Source organism: Dactylosporangium sp. NPDC051541 (genome assembly GCF_044454505.1).
Classification (GTDB): domain Bacteria; phylum Actinomycetota; class Actinomycetes; order Mycobacteriales; family Micromonosporaceae; genus Dactylosporangium.
In genome coordinates, this window is sequence record NZ_JBITDU010000008.1 from 475523 (window position 1) to 491043 (window position 15521).

The 15521-nt window shown below is 73.4% G+C and carries 14 protein-coding genes and 1 pseudogene; 5 read left to right on the forward strand and 10 right to left on the reverse strand.

Annotated features, from left to right (window positions below; genetic code table 11):
- Positions 1–38: 38 nt before the first annotated feature.
- The 5 genes from ACIA8L_RS34015 to ACIA8L_RS34035 all read right to left on the reverse strand — a co-directional run bounded on the left by ACIA8L_RS34015 (position 39) and on the right by ACIA8L_RS34035 (position 3316).
- Positions 39–593 (reverse strand): hypothetical protein, encoded by a 555-nt coding sequence (locus tag ACIA8L_RS34015; protein ID WP_395910870.1) that lies wholly within the window; start codon positions 591–593, stop codon positions 39–41.
- Positions 594–656: 63 nt separating this feature from the next.
- Positions 657–1574 (reverse strand): acyl-CoA desaturase, encoded by a 918-nt coding sequence (locus ACIA8L_RS34020; protein WP_395910871.1) that lies wholly within the window; start codon positions 1572–1574, stop codon positions 657–659.
- Between the two features lie 113 nt (positions 1575–1687).
- Complete coding sequence (locus tag ACIA8L_RS34025) at positions 1688–2137, reverse strand: hypothetical protein (RefSeq protein WP_395910873.1); 450 nt, start codon at positions 2135–2137, stop codon at positions 1688–1690.
- A 100-nt stretch (positions 2138–2237) separates the two neighbouring features.
- The gene (locus ACIA8L_RS34030) at positions 2238–2774 is read right to left on the reverse strand and encodes a hypothetical protein (RefSeq protein WP_395910875.1); all 537 of its coding nucleotides are present in this window, start codon (positions 2772–2774) and stop codon (positions 2238–2240) included.
- Positions 2765–3316, reverse strand: coding sequence for a helix-turn-helix domain-containing protein (locus tag ACIA8L_RS34035; protein WP_395910876.1), 552 nt, complete (start codon positions 3314–3316; stop codon positions 2765–2767). The genes ACIA8L_RS34030 and ACIA8L_RS34035 overlap by 10 nt, the downstream gene beginning before the upstream one ends.
- 125 nt (positions 3317–3441) lie before the next feature.
- Between ACIA8L_RS34035 and zwf the strand changes: the two genes are divergently transcribed.
- Positions 3442–4944, forward strand: a complete 1503-nt coding sequence (gene zwf, locus ACIA8L_RS34040; RefSeq protein WP_395910878.1) for a glucose-6-phosphate dehydrogenase — start codon at positions 3442–3444, stop codon at positions 4942–4944.
- A gap of 55 nt (positions 4945–4999) precedes the next feature.
- Here the strand turns inward: zwf and ACIA8L_RS34045 are convergent, their stop codons facing one another.
- A complete protein-coding gene (locus tag ACIA8L_RS34045) occupies positions 5000–8320 on the reverse strand; it encodes an NACHT domain-containing protein (protein ID WP_395910880.1) in 3321 nt (1106 codons plus the stop codon).
- Positions 8321–8382: 62 nt separating this feature from the next.
- Positions 8383–9669, reverse strand: coding sequence for an NYN domain-containing protein (locus ACIA8L_RS34050; protein ID WP_395910881.1), 1287 nt, complete (start codon positions 9667–9669; stop codon positions 8383–8385).
- Between the two features lie 314 nt (positions 9670–9983).
- On the opposite strand from ACIA8L_RS34050, the gene ACIA8L_RS34055 reads away from it, so the two are divergent.
- Positions 9984–10145: a hypothetical protein gene (locus ACIA8L_RS34055; RefSeq protein WP_395910883.1), complete on the forward strand. Its 162-nt coding sequence runs from the start codon at positions 9984–9986 to the stop codon at positions 10143–10145.
- Positions 10146–10378: 233 nt separating this feature from the next.
- Here ACIA8L_RS34055 and ACIA8L_RS34060 read toward each other — a convergent pair whose 3' ends face one another.
- Both ACIA8L_RS34060 and ACIA8L_RS34065 read right to left on the reverse strand, forming a co-directional pair.
- Positions 10379–11044, reverse strand: coding sequence for a response regulator (locus ACIA8L_RS34060; protein WP_395910884.1), 666 nt, complete (start codon positions 11042–11044; stop codon positions 10379–10381).
- Entirely contained in the window at positions 11041–12132 is a 1092-nt protein-coding gene (locus ACIA8L_RS34065; RefSeq protein WP_395910886.1) for a sensor histidine kinase, read from the reverse strand. The genes ACIA8L_RS34060 and ACIA8L_RS34065 overlap by 4 nt, the downstream gene beginning before the upstream one ends.
- A gap of 109 nt (positions 12133–12241) precedes the next feature.
- On the opposite strand from ACIA8L_RS34065, the pseudogene ACIA8L_RS34070 reads away from it, so the two are divergent.
- Positions 12242–12940, forward strand: a pseudogene (locus tag ACIA8L_RS34070) (ABC transporter ATP-binding protein); the annotation flags it as partial.
- A gap of 2 nt (positions 12941–12942) precedes the next feature.
- Positions 12943–13611 (forward strand): ABC transporter permease, encoded by a 669-nt coding sequence (locus ACIA8L_RS34075; RefSeq protein ID WP_395910888.1) that lies wholly within the window; start codon positions 12943–12945, stop codon positions 13609–13611.
- Here ACIA8L_RS34075 and ACIA8L_RS34080 read toward each other — a convergent pair.
- A complete protein-coding gene (locus ACIA8L_RS34080; RefSeq protein ID WP_395910889.1) occupies positions 13589–14335 on the reverse strand; it encodes a sensor histidine kinase in 747 nt (248 codons plus the stop codon). The two genes, ACIA8L_RS34075 and ACIA8L_RS34080, sit on opposite strands and share 23 nt — an antisense overlap.
- Before the next feature lie 131 nt (positions 14336–14466).
- Here ACIA8L_RS34080 and ACIA8L_RS34085 point away from each other — a divergent pair, with 131 nt between their 5' ends.
- Entirely contained in the window at positions 14467–15516 is a 1050-nt protein-coding gene (locus ACIA8L_RS34085; RefSeq protein ID WP_395910891.1) for a histidine kinase dimerization/phospho-acceptor domain-containing protein, read from the forward strand.
- Positions 15517–15521 lie beyond the last annotated feature (5 nt).

Here is a 15521-nt window from a genome sequence, read left to right on the forward strand (position 1 = left end):
CGCCGTCCACGGACAGCGCCGCCCTCGGCCGCGGCGAGCTACAGCGCGGTGTCCGTGGGGAGTTCGGGTGTGTCCCGGGGTGCCAGCAGGCCGCTACGGTGGATGGCGGCGATGATTTCGGGGCGCAGGATGAAGGCGATCCCCTCGTTCCCACCGGTGTGCAGTGTGAAGACCCGGACCGCGGCGCCCGCCTCGGCCAGCAGGTCGTTGACGATCGCCAGGGGGCGCGTGGTCGACGTGTACCACGGGCGGCCGTACGTCCAGTCGTCCGGGCCCCACACGAGGCAGCGCCGGCCGTTGATGGCCACCGCGTACTCGTCGCCGTCGGTCTCCGGCAGCGCGACCGTCTCGACCTGGAGCGCGACGCCGTGGCGTTGCAGTGCCGGGGCCAGGTCGGTGAGGAACTCCTCGACCCCCTGCTCGGCCAGGTTCTCGCCGTCGGCGAAGCAGCACTCCAGTTCCAGGCCGAACGGGTACTCGCCGCCGGCCACGCCGCGTTGGTGCTTGTCGGCCTCGGCCGGTGGCAGGTGCGCCCACAGGCCCAGCTGTCGCAGGTCGCTTGCCAGGCGCGGCCACTTGCGGTTCCAGAACACGGCGGCACGCTAGCCGGGCCCGGGGCACGGCCGCGTCCTCAAGTCGGACGGATTCCGACGGAGTCAGGCGGTGAGGCGAGCCAGGCGGGCGGGGGTGGGCCAGCGGACGTCCCACGCCCAGCCGAGCTTCTCGAAGAGCCAGATCGTACGGGCCGAGATGTCGATCTGGCCGCGCAGGACGCCGTGGCGGGCGCTGGTCGGGTCGGCGTGGTGGAGGTTGTGCCAGGACTCGCCCATGCTCAGGATGGCCAGGGGCCAGAAGTTGGCGGAGCGGTCGCGGGCGGCGAAGGGGCGTTCGCCGATCATGTGGCAGACCGAGTTCACCGACCAGGTCACGTGGTGCAGGGCGAAGACGCGGATCAGGCCGGCCCAGAAGAAGGCGGTCAGGGCGCCGAGCCAGGACCAGGAGATCAGGCCGCCGAGGACGGCGGGCAGGGCCAGGGTGACGATCGTCAGCGGGCCGAACAGGCGGTGGACGATGCGCATGTCGCGGTCGGCCAGCAGGTCGGGGGCGAAGCGGTCCTGGTTGGTCAGGTCGCGTTCGAGGACCCAGCCCAGGTGGGCGTGCCAGAAGCCGCGGGCCAGCGCCAGCGGGGACGTGCCGAACAGCCACGGCGAGTGCGGGTCGCCCTCCTTGTCGGAGAACGCGTGGTGGCGGCGGTGGTCGGCGACCCAGTGCAGGATCGGGCCCTGCACGGACATCGAACCGACGACGGCCAGGGCGATGCGCAGAGCGCGATTGGCTTTGAAGGCGCCGTGCGTGAAGTACCGGTGGAAGCCGACCGTCGCTCCGAGGCACGTGACGACGTAGAAGGCCGCGGCCAGGATGACGTCGAGCCAGGCCAGCCCCCAGCCCCAGGCGAGCGGGATCGCGGCCAGCAGGGCCAGGAACGGGACGATGACGAACGCGTAGACCGCGATGTGCGCCGGTATGGGGCGCTTGCGGCCAAGGAGCGGCTTCACGGCCGTCGACGTGGTCATGCGCGGACCATAGACGCCGGTCATGGCGGGCACCCCGCAGTCAGGATGCCAGTCCGCGACGCTCAGGTGACGCGCGGCCGACCGGCCGGGCAAGAAAATACCGCGCCGGACCCCTACAAGTAGACGTCCAAACGGCCGGAGAACAGCGACGTCGTCTGGAGCCGCTGCTGCTGGATGGCGTCGAAGTTGGCCCGGGCGTCCTCGGCCCGCTGCCGGAGCTGGTCCTCGAGCAGTTGCTGCTGGGCGATGCGCTGCTGGTCCTCGAGGCGCTGCGCGTCCTGGGTCCGCTGGGCGGCGGCGCGCTGGTCGTCGAGACGCTGCTGGTTGACCTGGTACTGCGCCTCGTCCTGCTGCTGGATGTCGCGCGTGCGGGCGTCCTGCTGGCGCACCAGGTCCTGGCGGTCGGCGGCGCGGGCGGCGTCGGTGCGCTGCTGCTGCAGGCGCGCGTCGTCCAGGCGCTGCTGCGCGAGGCGGTCCTGCTCCAGGTTGCGCTGCATGTCCCGGGACGTCGGCGTGCCCGCGGCCTCGGCGGTCGTCGCGCTGGTGGCGGTCGCCGTGGTCACTGTGGTCTGCGTGACTGGCCCTACCGGTGTGATCGACATTGCAACCTCGCTACTACTTGCATGATCCCGACTACTCAAAGTTACCACGTACGGGTGAAGATCAAACCTCTCGTTGATCATCGCTTTGGGCCAGGCTCGCCAGGTTCAGCAGCTGGCGGCGCATCATGACCAGGTCGCCGGCGCACAGCAGCGGGCGGGTGACGGCCTCCAGCGGGCCGCGCGGGCGCGGTATGTGCAGCTTGGCGACCAGCCGGCAGTGCCGCGGCCCCAGCTCCAGCAGCCGGTAGGTGACCACGATGTCGCCGAACAGGGCCCGGCCGCCACGCTCGGTGATGCGGAATGTGAGCTCCCGGCCCGGCTCGAACGCGACCAGGGTGAAGATCGTCATCCAGCACTGGCCGGTGGCCAGTTCGTCGACGCCGGGCGTGAGCGCACGGGGACTGCGGCGGCCCCGATTGTCGATCCAGTCATAGCTGTACGGCGCGACACGAAGCTGACACATCCGGCGGAACGCCACCGGGGCCGGCGCGCGCACGTCGACGGCGCGGTAGTAGGCCTCGCGGCCCGGGACGATCGCGTCGCCGCCGAAGGTGAGCGCGGTCTCCTCCGGACGGGTACCCCACACTTTTAGAGACATGTCTCTAAAATTAGCACTGCCGTCTCCTCCACGAGCTCCTCGGCCCGGGCCGGGATCTCGCCACCGGCCCGCAGATGCCGGCGGACCAGCGCCGACGGCAGGTCGACGAGGGCGAGGACGACCTTGTCGAAGTCCCCGCCGAGATCGCGCAGCGCGTGCACGGCCCGGCGGTTCATCGCGTCGAGCGCGGCCCGCTCCTCGTCGCTCCAGTGCTCGCGGTCGAAGTCGTCGGCGCGGTACAGCAGCACGTTCGCCTCCCCTGGATGCTCCCGGCACCAGGCCACCACGTGCCGCGCCGCCCCCGCCGGCCGCCCGGCGGCCAGGGCCGCGAAGAACCCGGCCTGAAACCGTTCGACGGTGCGCAGCCACAGCGCCGCGGCGAGTGACGGCCGCCCGGCGAACCGGTGATACACCGACCCGCTCGGCCCGCCCGCCGCCCGCGCGACCGCGGCCATGGTGAGCGCCTTCGGTCCGCCGGCGGCGACCAGGCGCACGGCCGCGTCCAGGAGGCTGTCGGCGTCGTGCCGTGCGGGTCGTCCCATGCCGCCCAACCTACTGACTACGCTTTACCCAGGCCGCGCAGAGACGCCGGTCACGTTCCGGAATCGTTGCTGCCGGGTGTTGACTCGTAGTGTCACGGCGGCAGTCAGACGGAGAGGCACTCCCCATGTCCAGCGAGACGGTCCTGCAGGAATCCGACAACCGGCACGCCCCGCCGGCCACGGTGGTGATCTTCGGCGCCTCCGGCGACCTGACCCGCCGCAAGCTGATCCCCGCGATCGAGAGCCTGGCCCGGCACAACCGGCTCACGGAGCGCTTCGCGGTCGTGGGCGTGGCCCGCACCTCGATGGACGACGAGCAGTTCATCCGCAACGTCCTCGGCGACCGCGGGCTCGGCGGCATGCCACAGCTGGCCGGAGCCGTGCGCTACATCGCCGGCGGCTACGACGACCCCGAGACCTACAAGAATCTCGCCGCGCTCCTGGACGAGCTTGACGAGCAGCGCGGTACCAGCGGCAACCGGATCTTCTACCTGTCGACGCCGGCCGAGGCCTTCCCGCTCGTCATCAACGGCCTCGCCGGTGCGGGCCTGAACCACGCGCGGGAGGGTTCGTTCGCCCGCCTGGTCATCGAGAAGCCCTACGGCCACGACGAGCGCAGCGCCAAGCAGCTCGACGCCACGGTCCACGCCAGCTTCGACGAGTCGCAGGTCTTCCGCATCGACCACTACCTGGGCAAGGACACCGTCCAGAATGTGCTCGCGCTGCGCTTCGCCAACTCCATCTTCCAGCCGATCTGGGACCGCACCTGGATCGACCACGTGCAGATCACCGTGGCCGAAACCCTTGGCGTGGGCACTCGCGGCAGCTTCTACGAGCACGCCGGCGCGATGCGCGACATCGTGCAGAACCACGTGCTGCAGGTCCTCGCCCTCGCGCTGATGGAGCCCCCGGCGTCGTTCGCGGCGGAGGCCGTCCGCAACGAGAAGGTGAAGCTCCTCCAGGCGATCCGCCTGCCCCGCGGCCGCGACATCGACGACATCGCGGTCCGCGGCCAGTACACCCGCGGCGGCACCCGCGAGGAGCTGATGCCCGGCTACCGCGACGAGCCCGGCGTCGACCCCCTGTCCCGCACCGAGACCTACGCGGCCCTGCGCCTGGACGTCGACAACTGGCGCTGGAAGGGCGTGCCGTTTTACGTGCGCACGGGAAAGCGCTTGCCCAGCCGGGTGACCGAGGTGGCGTTGCAGTTCCAGCGCCCGCCGCACCTGCCGATCCCCGACTCCCAGCTGACCGAGCTGCAGCCCGACGCCCTGATCCTGCGCATCCAGCCCGACGAGGGCATCGCCCTGCGCTTCGGCGCCAAGGTCCCGGGCCACTCCTTCCGGGTCCGCTCGGCCAGCATGGACTTCTCCTATGACAAGACGTTCCGCGAGGAGTCCCCGGAGGCCTACGAGCGCCTCCTGCTGGACGCCCTGATCGGCGACACCACGCTGTTCATCCGCGCCGACGAGGTCGAACAGTGCTGGCGCATCGTCGACCCCATCATCGAACGCTGGGCTCAGGACACCAGCCCCATCCCCACCTACGAGGCCGCCTCCTGGGGCCCGACCGACGCCAACCGCCTGATCGAACGCAGCGGCCGGGCCTGGCGCAACACGGTCGCCTGAACGTGTTCCGGTCTGCGGTCGCGCCCCAGTGCGACCGCAGACCGGATCGCCGCGGCTACGGTGCCGACCCGTCCAGCGGCGGCGACCACGCGCGCAGCGCCGCGAAGGCGTCGGCCTGCGCCCCCGTGAAGGTGTCGCCGGCGCGGCACTGGACGTAGTTCGCGACCGCGTCGGACAGGTGCGCGGCCAGCCCGCGGGCCTCGACGAAGGTGCGCACCGCGACGAGGTCGACCGGCTGCACCTGAGACCATTCGAGCCGGTCGAATGCGGTGAGCTCGGTGATCAGCGACGTGATCAGCTCGGTCGGCAGGACGTCGAGCGCGGCGATCGTGCTGGGGAGGACGGCCGGGCCGAGCCGGCCACCGGAGGTCGCGGTCACGGCCCGGCCGAGCTCGTCGATCGCCGGGGCCAGACCGGCCGCCACGGCCGCCTGGTAGGCGAACACGGCCCTGGTGGGCGTGGGCAGCCCGGTCCGCAGCAGCGGAAACCGCGCCCACAGCTCGGGGCGGTGCGTCGCGAGGACGGCCAGCATCGGCTGGCCGGCGGCGACGAGGTCCGGGCTGAGGACGAGCTGGACGAGGCGCTCGGCGAGCTCGGGCGACAGGCCCGTGCCGTCGTTGACGAGACACAGCGCGAGCAGGGCCGCGGTCGCCGGGTGCAGCGCATCCTCACCGGCCTCCACCTGGCCGGCCCACGCCTCGTATCGCCGCTCGTCGTACGGGAGCATCCGGGCGGCCCGCGGCACGGGCCAGCGGGCGAGGGCGGTCCGCAGCAGCTCCACGTGATGGTCCCGTTGCTGCGGCGTGACGGGCACCGTTCTCGTGCCGTCCGGCGGCAGCCGCCAAGCGACCCGTCCGGCCTGGATCAGGCTTTCCGTGAACACGTCGCCGATGAGCCGCGCCTCACTCAGGGCCAGCGACTCGGTCTCCAGCCGCCCGGCGCAGATCCGGTCGCCGTCGCGGACGAGCAGGCGGAACAGACCGTTCTGGCCGTCGTCGTCGAGGCCGCAGCGCCACAGCCGCACGGCGGCGGCGAAGCCGGGGGCGTCGGGATGGTCCTCCAGGGTGCGGATCTCGACTCCGGCCGGCCGGCTCAGCGTGATCAGCGTGACGAGGTTGGCCGTGTACGCGGCCAGGCGTCTCACGGCATCGAACGGCGTCGGGCGGTATGGGCCGTCCTCGACCCGGGTCCGGGCGACGTGGAACCGCTCCACGAGGGCCGCGGCGATGTCCGCGCGGGCCGACTCCGGCCGGCGGCTGAGGATCCGGGCCAGGAACCGGCCGACCTGGCCGCTGGTGGCCAGCGGGTGGTGCGACAACAGGGTGCGCAGCGGCCGCTCGTCGACGCCCGTGCCGTAGGCCCGGCGCTGCTGGCGGCCGCGGTCGTCGGCCAGCTCGTCCAGCAACTCCACCGTGTGCTCGGCGACGAGGTACTCGGCGAAGGTCGCGTGCAGGAACTCGTATGTGCGGCGGCCGGGCGCCCGGCTGTCGTCGTCGGCCTGGGCGACGTGGACGAAGAAGAACCCGGCGACCGTGCGTTTGGCCCGTGTCAACGGCTCGCCCAGACGGGGCTCCGGCCGGCCGGCGGCGGGGCGCAGGGCTTCGAGGTCCAGGTTGAGGTCTGCTTCGCTGACGTACTGCCGGCCCCGGTTGAACATCGCGAACGCCGCCGCGGCGAGATCGTGCCGCGCGGCCGTCTCCAGGCGGGCGAAGGCCGCGTCGCCGAGGTCGTCGTCCGCCTTCTCGCGGACCTGGCGCCGGATGAACGAGTCGAGCAGGCGGCGGTACAGCTCCTCGGCCGACAGTTCGTCGCCGTCCAGCCGCGCGCCGGTCTCGGCGGCGTAGACGGCCAGCATCAGCAGCAGCAGCGGCTGCCGGGCCAGCGCCGCGTGCTGCGTCAGCTCGGCCACGGTGAGCGCGCGGAGCCCGGCGTTGGCGTAATTCCAGGCCGTGGCCCAGCGCTCGACCTGGGTGTCGTCGAACGGCTCCAGCTTCACGACGACCGTGCCGGGCGGGGTCACGATGCGGTCCATGACGAGGCTGCGGGACGTGACTACGACGAGCACCGGGCGCTCGTTGACCCACTCGTCCTGCTGGAACGCCGCGACCTTGTCGAGGTAGTGGGAGTTGGCGACGCCGGTCGCCTGCACCAGCTCGTCGAAGCCGTCCAGCAGGACGACCTTCGTCGTGTCCGACGTCCGGCTCAGCTCGGCCCAGGCGATGTGCTCCTTGACGACGCGTTCGACGGCGGCCTCGATCTGCCGATGGATGTCGGCGTCCGGGGCGACGCGGCGCAGCGGGACGTGGACGGTGGTGAAGGCCGCCGGTGGCAGCCGTGCCGCGAGCACCTCGGTGAGCAGCGACTTCCCCGCGCCCGGGTGCCCGAGCACGACGAGCGGCCGCTGCATGAACTCGGAATCGGTCATGCAGGCGGCCAGAAACTCGGCGAGGTCGTCGCGGATCGGCCGGTCCAGCCACCAGGCTTCGTCGCCGGGCCGCGCGTCGTCGGTGGCGTGCGCGATCCGGAACCGCGGGCTGACGAACCCCTGCTCGACCGTCGGGAACGTCAAACCGGCCGGGGCCGGTGCGCCGCCCCGCCACAGCGGCTGCCCGAGGACGCGGGCGGCGTGCCGCGCGAGCCGCCGCTCGGTCTCCACCCCCGGCGCGGCGCGATCGGCGACCCGGGCGAGCAGCTCCTCGACGCGGGCGAGGGTTTCGGTCTGTCCCCGCAGCTCGTCGCGGGTCGCCGCGTGCTCGCCCAGCTGCGCCCAGATGGCGAACTCCGGGATGTCGGCGGCCAGGCGCACGAACCGCTCCTGGTAGATCGCCCGGGCCCGGTCGGCGACCTCGCCGTTCACCGGCAACGAGCGGCCTTCCGCCGCGGTGAGCCCGCTCGCGAATGACACGAAGGCCGCGTGCATGGTCACGAACTCCGCGGCGATCTCCTCGGAGTGCTCGACGAAGCCTCGAGTGGCGCCGGGCATCCGCGGGACCAGCGGCCGGAAGCCGGAGATCGTGCCGTCGGCGATGCGGCGCTTGTCGGCGTCGGTCAACTCGACCGCGGCCAGCAGCGGGCCGTCGACCTCGGCCAGCGCGTCGAAGAACGACGAGATCACCAGGATCGCGTGCGCCGCTTCGATCAGCTCGTAATGGCGCCGGCCGCGAGCCGCCCGGATCCGGCCCGGTGCCCGGCCGAGCAGGTCACGCAGCAACGCGTTGGCCTCACCCTTGGCGTCGAACAGCGCCAGCGCGTCGCCGGCGAAGGGCACCGAGGCCAGCAGCACCCCGCCCGCGAGACGGCCGAGAACCGTGACAACGTCGGTGCCGCCGGTCAGCAGCCGGACGGCGTCGGCATACGTCAGACGGGTACGACTCACTCACGAATCGTAGTCGACCATAGCCGCAGGTCAATCCGGCGCGACCGGTGCCGCGCCGGCGGCTACGCGGCTTCGCCCAGCCAGGCTCGGACCGCGGCGGCCTCCTCGTCCGTGAACGGGATCTGGGCGGCGTCGGCTCGGCTCAGGACGTTGTTCACGAAGGCGCTGGCGATCTCGGCCGGGGTCGGTGGGGGCTGGCGGTGCAGCGGGTAGCCGCCGAACGACGTGCCGCGAACCACGAAGGCCACGGCGCCGCGGCTGACCGGGACGCCGTTGTCGCGCAGGCGGTCCCGCGACCAGCTGGTGCACTGGGTGAGGTTGAAGCGGTGCTCGTTCGCATACGCGGACAGGGTTTCGTAGATCGACGGCCACCAGGCCTGCGGCAGGCGGGGCAGGCTCAGCTGGTCGGCCAGGCGCTCCACCGGCTCCGGCAGGACGGTCCGGGGTGCGCCCGGTGCGGCCGGCTCGGGGGGATCGTGGCGGCTGTCGTCCCAGAGCAGGTGCTGCGACATGTGGAGGTTGGGCAGTTCGAGGGTCTCCAGGGCCCGCGCGAACGAGCCGAAGCCGAACCAGTTGCTCGTGCCCACGACCGGGCCGAGTTCGCCGCGCAGGCGGTAGGCCAGGGCGGCCATGTTGAGGGGGGCCTCGGCGGCCTCGTAGTCGGCGGTGACGATGGCGCGGAACTGGTCGTAGGCCTCGTCGGGGACGAAGCCGGCGCCGCTCGGCTGGGCCTTCGACGACGAGGCCGGGGTCGCCTGATAGCCGGCCGCACCGTTGTCGAAGTCGTCCAGGTCGACCGGCTCGCCCTGGATCAGGGCCAGCAGCTGCTGGCTGTCCAGGAGCTGGTCGGCGATGGCGGTGAAGGCCTCGGCGGCGTCGGCCGGGGAGACGATCATGGTGCGCCGGCCGGCTCGGCGCAGGCGCTGCAGGAGCGGGGTCATGTCCGAGTCGCCGGAGGCGATGACGAACTCCTCGTGCCGCGCCTCGTCGGCCAGGGCGTCGACCGCGTCCACGACGATGCGGATGTCGGCCGCGTTCTTCGTGGCGTTGTAGCGCGGGCAGTCGATGACCTCGAAGCCGGCGCGCACGAAGGAGGGGCGGAAGCGGGAGAAGTACAACCGCGTCGGCTCCCCGTTCGTGTCACGGGCGTTGACCCAGCCGGCCGGGTTGAGGTAACAGCGCAGGATGAGCCAGCGCCGTGGACCGTCCGGGGTCAAGGTCGTGGACAGGCGGTGCAGCCAGAGCCCGGGCTCGGTGGCGAACTGCACGGCGACCTCGGGATCGAGCTTGAACAGCCCGCTGAACACATTGTCGAAGTCGAGAAAGAACGCCGTGCGTACGTGCCCCATCCCGACAACCCTACTTCGACGGGAAGGCCGCCTCGAAACCGGAGCGGGCGTCGGCTCAACACGCCGACGGCCGGAGCGGGCTTGGTGAGACACGCCACCTTGCCGTGCGCCGCATGTGCCGTGCTGGGCCCGCTTCGACGGGGCTCGTCCGCCGCCGGGGCCGGCCCGGACTGAGTGAACGGTCGTGAATGGCCACTCCATGTGTTGCTATCGTTCTGCCCGGTGACGCGTGACTGCGATGGAGCAACTTCACGGAGCGTCATAGAACGGCTACGCTGAATGCCCGGCGTCCTGATGGGGAGGAAACGGCGACCATGCCTAAAAAAATTCTCAGATGGGGTGGCCTGGCGTTCCTGGTGTTCTTCATCGCCTTCCGCCCGCAATCCGCCGCCAACGCGGTGACCGCGATCGGCAACAGCCTGCTCGACATCGCCAACGGGTTCGGTGACTTCTTCGCCAGTCTCGGGGGCAGCTGACCCCGGACCGGCGCCCGCTTTCGCGAGGGGTGCACAGAGATTTTTCGCGGCGGGTGCACACATGGTGCCCGCCGCGAACCGTCCCCCCCGGCCCCGACGGCGAAGCCCGTTCACCCGCGCGGCGGCAGAGCCCGTGCACCGGACGCCGGCGCGCGTTACCCGTGCACCGGACGCCGGCGCGCGTCGCCATCGTGGCACCCAGCGCAGCAGGCGACGCCACACGCCTGACGGCGTCAGCCGGCGTCGTGCACGAGCAGCGCTATCTGCACGCGGTTGTTGAGGGCGAGCTTGGCCAGCAGCCGCGACACGTGGGCCTTCACGGTCGGGACGCTCATGTGCAGCGCGGCCCCGATCTCGGCGTTCGAGTGGCCCTGGCCGACGGCGGTGGCGACCTCGCGTTCGCGGTCCGTCAGGCGGGTCAGGCGGTCGCGAGCGTCGGCGCGGCGGGCGGCGGCGGCCGGGTCGGCGACGTGGTCGATGAGCCGGCGGGTGACGGCCGGGGACAGCATCGCCTCGCCGGCCGCGACGGTCCGGATCGCCCGCAGGATGTCCCGCGGCGGCGAGTCCTTCAGCAGAAACCCGCCCGCCCCGGCCCGCAGCGCCCGCAGCACGTAGTCGTCCGCGTCGAACGTCGTCAGCACGATGATCTGCGGCGCCCGCGGCCGGGCCCGCAGCCGCTCGGTGGCGACCAGCCCGTCGACGCGGGGCATGCGGATGTCCATGAGGATGACGTCGGGCGCGTGTGCGTCGGTGAGGGCGACCGCCTCGGCCCCGTCGGCGCCCTCGGCCACCACCTCGATGTCGTCGGCGCCGCGCAGCAGCATCGCCAGGCCGGCCCGCACGAACGGGTCGTCGTCCACGACCGCGAGCCGGATCGGCCGCGTTCCCGATTCATTCACGGCCCGTTCACCGTCCACGGCAGCCAGGCGTGTAGCCGGAACATTCCCCCGTCCGGGCCGTGTTCGAGCCGGCCGCCGGCGAGCGCGACCCGCTCCGCCAGGCCGATGAGGCCGATGCCGGAGCCGGGGATCGGGCCCGGGGCCCCCAGCGGGTTCGTGATCTCGACGCTGACTCCGGTGTCCGGCGCTCCCGAAACCCAAACGCGGCTGGGGGTACCGGGAGCATGCTTGCGAGCGTTGGTGAGGCCTTCCTGGATGATGCGGTAGACCGTGCGCCCCACCGTGACGTCCAGCGAACCGGCGTCGGCCAGTTCGTTGCGGTAGTCCGCCGACACGGTCAGCTCCGGGACGTCCGCGAGCGTCGGCTGCGGACCCTCGACCGCGCCGAACGACGTGTGTTCACGCAGGACGCCGATGACCGTGCGCAGCTCCCCCAGGGCCGCGTGGGCGTTGCTGCGGATCACCCCGGCCGCCGCCGCGACCTCGTCCGGTGCGGCGTCGGTGCGCACCTCCAGAGCGCCCGCGTGCAGGCTGACGAGGGACAGCCGGTGCGCGAGCACGTCGTGCATCTCGCGGGCGATGCGGGTCCGCTCGGTCAGCCGGGCCTGGTCGAGCAGGGAGGCCACGAGGCGGCGCTGGGCCCCCGCGTACAGGCCCCAGCCGAGCGCCCCGCCGACGATCGCGCCGCGGACGACCAGGTCGATGGCGAGCGGGTGCCGCGGGTTGGACTGGAGCGTGAAGTACACCAGCACCGAAACGATGTCGGCCGCCGCCACGAGCACGGCCGTCCGGGCGCGGGAGCCCACCGCGACCGCGTAGACGGACACGGCCAGGGCGGGTGTCACGGAGCCGGCGAGCGCGCCCATCGGCAGGAGCAGCAGGGCGATCAGGATCGGCCGGCGGCGGCGGTACCACAGCAGCAGGCTCCCGACCGTCCCCACCACGGCATCGACGGGCCAGCTCAGGGCCGCCTCCGCGCCCGGGCGGGCCCAGCCGGCGTCGCCGAAGCGCAGCAGCAGCGCCCCCAGGCCGAGGCATGCGACCACACCGGCCGCGTCGGCCAGGCGTCGGTTGCGAAGGCCGGACATGTCCGAAGGGTACGACGCGGCGCGCCCGCGCGGGACCGACCAAAGTCGGGGGTGTGCGCCGACCGCGGGCGGATGCCGGACCGGACGGTGCCGGCGAAGGCTGGTGGGCATGATCGAGGTCGAAGAGCTTTGCCGGGGGTACAGCGGCCGCCCGGTCGTCACCGCCGTCTCCTTCCGCTGCGAGCCGGGTACGGTCACCGGGTTCCTGGGGCCGAACGGCGCCGGGAAGTCCACGACGCTGCGCATGATCTGCGGGCTGACGCGCCCGTCACGGGGGCGGGCGACGGTCTGCGGCGTCCCGTACCGCCGGCTCGCCGACCCGGGCCGGCGGTGCGGTGTGCTGCTCGACGCGGGCGCGCAGCACGGGGGCCGGACCGGGCGGGAGACGCTCGTCCTGGCGGCCCGGGTCCTGCGCGTGCCCGGCACCCGGGTGGACGCCGTCCTGGAGCAGGTCGGCCTGGCCGGCCGGGCGGCCCGGCAGCGGGTCGGCACCTACTCGCTCGGGATGCGCCAGCGGCTCGGCGTGGCCCAGGCCCTGCTCGGCTCGCCCGAGGTGCTGATCCTCGACGAGCCCGCGAACGGCCTCGACCCGGAGGGCATCCGCTGGATGCGGCGGCTCCTGCGCGACCACGCCGACGGCGGCGGCACGGTCCTGCTCTCCTCGCACCTGCTGGCCGAGGTCGAACGGGTCGCGGACCGCCTGGTCGTGATCGCCGGCGGCCGGATCGTCGCCCAGGGCACCCGGGCCGAGCTGGCCGGCCCCGGCGACCTGGAGGACGAGTTCCTGCGGCTGACCGGGGAGGCGGCCCGATGAACCTGATCCTCGTCGAGCTGCGCAAGACCGTCGACACGCGGGCCGCCCGGTGGCTCCTCGCCGTCGTCGCCGCCCTGACCGTGGCCGCGCCCCTGCTGCAGGGCGGCCGCGCGTTCCCGGCGGCGGCCGCGGCCGCGCAGCTGCCGGTGTCGATCCTGCTGCCGGTCCTGGCCGTCCTGGCCGTCACCGCGGAGTGGTCGCAGCGGACCGCGCTGACCACGTTCGCCCTGGTCCCGGACCGCCGCCGGGTCATGCTGGCCAAGCTCGCGGCCGTCACCGTCCTCGGGCTGGCCGCGGCCGGGTTCGCCCTCGGCGTCGCGGCGGTGGTCGCCGGTGGCGTGGACGTCGCCGTCGCCGGGCAGCTCGCGCTGGTCGACGTGACCACGATGTGGTGCGGGTTCGGGTTCGGGCTGCTGCTGCTCGGGTCGGCGGGGGCGGTCGCCGCGTACTACGTCGTGCCCATCGGCTGGGCCGCCGCCGGCCGGCTCGTCCCCGCCCTCGAACCGGCGGCCCGCTGGCTGGACCTGAGCCGGACCCGGGGGCCGCTCGACGCGGCCGGGGTCACCGCGGACGAGTGGGCCCGGTTCGCCGCCTCGGCCGCGCTGTGGGTCGCCCTGCCGATCCTGCTCGGCCTGGTCCGCGCTACCCGCGCGGAGATCCGCTGACGCTGCGGCGGCGCACGACGACGCAGGCCGGGTCGTCGGGCGGGGCGGCCGGCAGGGTCACGGTGACGGCGACCCCGGTGCCGTCGGCGCCGGCGGTCACGGTGCCGCCGTGGTGGGCGACGACCGCGTGCGCGACGGCCAGGCCCAGCCCCGGGCCCTCCAGGTCGGCCGGGCCGGCGTCGGCGCGCAGGCAGCGGTCGTACAGCTCCAGCTGCTCCCCCGCCGCCGGTCCCCCGGCCGGGCCGGTCACCACCACTTGGGTACCCCCGCCGGCCGGGGTCCGCGCGGCCAGCCGGACGGTGCCGCGCGCGGGCGCGAAGTCGATCGCGGTGCGCACCAGGCCGGCCAGGGCCCGCTGCAGGTGCCGCGGGTCGGCGACGATCGTCAGCTCGGCGGGCACGGCCACGTCGAGGGCGACCGCGGCCGCCCGGGCCTGGGTGGCCACCTCGGCCGCGACCCGCGCCGCGAGCGGTGCCAGCGGGGTCGGCTCGACGGCCAGGCCGAAGCTGCCGTCGCCGAGGCCGGCGAGCACGATGAGGCCCTCGATGATCCCGTACACCTTCCCGGCGCACAGGTCGATCAGCCCGGCCATCCGCTGCTGCTGCTCGCTGAGCGCGCCCGCGCGGCCGGTGGCGAGCAGCTCGCTGTAGCCGCGGATCGACGTCAGCGGCGTGCGCAGCTCGTGCTCGGCGAGGCGGAGCAGCTCGGCCTGGGCGGGTGGCATGGAGGGGGGTCTCCTGGTGTGGCGTTCGACGGTTCGGCGGTTCGGAGCTATCCCGCCGAACGTAGCATCTGGATCATGGGGGTTCGGTACCGTCGGACGGAAAGCAACCGGCCGACGGGAGTGCACTTGACGTGGGTACCGCCGTCGGGGTCACGGCCGCCGAGGTGCTCGACGTCCTCGACGTGGGGGTCGCCGTCACCGGACCCGACGGCCGGCTGGCCCAGGTCAACCGGGCGCTGCCGGGCCTGCTCGGGCTGAGCGCGGCCCAGCTGCGGCCCGGCACCTCCGTCGCCGAGCTCGCCGGCGCCCTCACCGCCCACGGCGCGCACGCCGCCGCGCGGGTCTTCGCCTGGCCCCCGGCCGAGCACCCGCCGCACCCGCAGCCGCTGCGGCTCACCGGCGGCCGCAGTGTGCAGGCCGCGTGGCACCACCTCGACGCCGCCTGGGTCCTCGTCGTGCGCGACGTCACGCCGCAGGCCCAGAGCCGCCAGCGGCTGCGGGAGCACAACCGGGCCCTGGCCGAGAAGGCCGCCGAGAAGACCGAGCTCGTCTCGGCCCTGTGCCACGAGCTGCGGACCCCGCTGACCTCCACCAACACCATGCTCGACCTGCTTCCAGACGTTTCGGGGGTACCGGACCTGCCCGAGCTGCTCGATGTCGTGCGCCGCAACGCCGCCCGCATCGGCGACGTCGTCACCGAACTGTCCACGCTCAACGCCTTGGAGCAGGGCGCCGTCGGGCTCGACGCGCGCCCGGTCGACCTCGGGACGCTGCTGCGGGGCGCGGTCGCGGCCTGGAACGCGCGGCCGGACACGGCCCCGCTGGTCACCCTGGCCGTCGAGGACCCCGGGCACCTGACCATCACCGCCGACCCGGCGTGGCTGGAGGCCCTGGCGGAACGGCTGCTGTCGGTGGCCGTCGCGTCGGCCGGGGACACGCCCGTCCACGTGACCGCGCAGGCTTCCGGGGACGGCTGGCTGGTGCGGGTACCCCTGCATGAACAACTGACCAGCGACCGGCTCTTCACGGCCACCGGCGGCGCCCGCACGTCGACGGCGCTCATGTTGGCCCGGGCCGTCGTCGCCCGGCACGGCGGCACCCTGCGGATGGCGAGCGCACGCGGCGGCGGCGCGGTCGAGGTCCGCCTCCCGAAGGAGCCACCCGCCGCTCCCCGCCGGTAGCGGGT

Bases quoted from the DNA above. Each gene is read 5' to 3' on its own strand.
- ACIA8L_RS34075 (WP_395910888.1), top strand. From the start codon at position 12,943: ATGAACCTGATCCTCGTCGAGCTGCGCAAGACCGTCGACACGCGGGCC.
- ACIA8L_RS34020 (WP_395910871.1), bottom strand. From the start codon at position 1,574: ATGACCACGTCGACGGCCGTGAAGCCGCTCCTTGGCCGCAAGCGCCCC.
- ACIA8L_RS34065 (WP_395910886.1), bottom strand. From the start codon at position 12,132: ATGTCCGGCCTTCGCAACCGACGCCTGGCCGACGCGGCCGGTGTGGTC.
- ACIA8L_RS34080 (WP_395910889.1), bottom strand. From the start codon at position 14,335: ATGCCACCCGCCCAGGCCGAGCTGCTCCGCCTCGCCGAGCACGAGCTG.
- ACIA8L_RS34035 (WP_395910876.1), bottom strand. From the start codon at position 3,316: ATGGGACGACCCGCACGGCACGACGCCGACAGCCTCCTGGACGCGGCC.
- ACIA8L_RS34055 (WP_395910883.1), top strand. From the start codon at position 9,984: ATGCCTAAAAAAATTCTCAGATGGGGTGGCCTGGCGTTCCTGGTGTTC.
- ACIA8L_RS34050 (WP_395910881.1), bottom strand. From the start codon at position 9,669: ATGGGGCACGTACGCACGGCGTTCTTTCTCGACTTCGACAATGTGTTC.
- ACIA8L_RS34030 (WP_395910875.1), bottom strand. From the start codon at position 2,774: ATGTCTCTAAAAGTGTGGGGTACCCGTCCGGAGGAGACCGCGCTCACC.
- zwf (WP_395910878.1), top strand. From the start codon at position 3,442: ATGTCCAGCGAGACGGTCCTGCAGGAATCCGACAACCGGCACGCCCCG.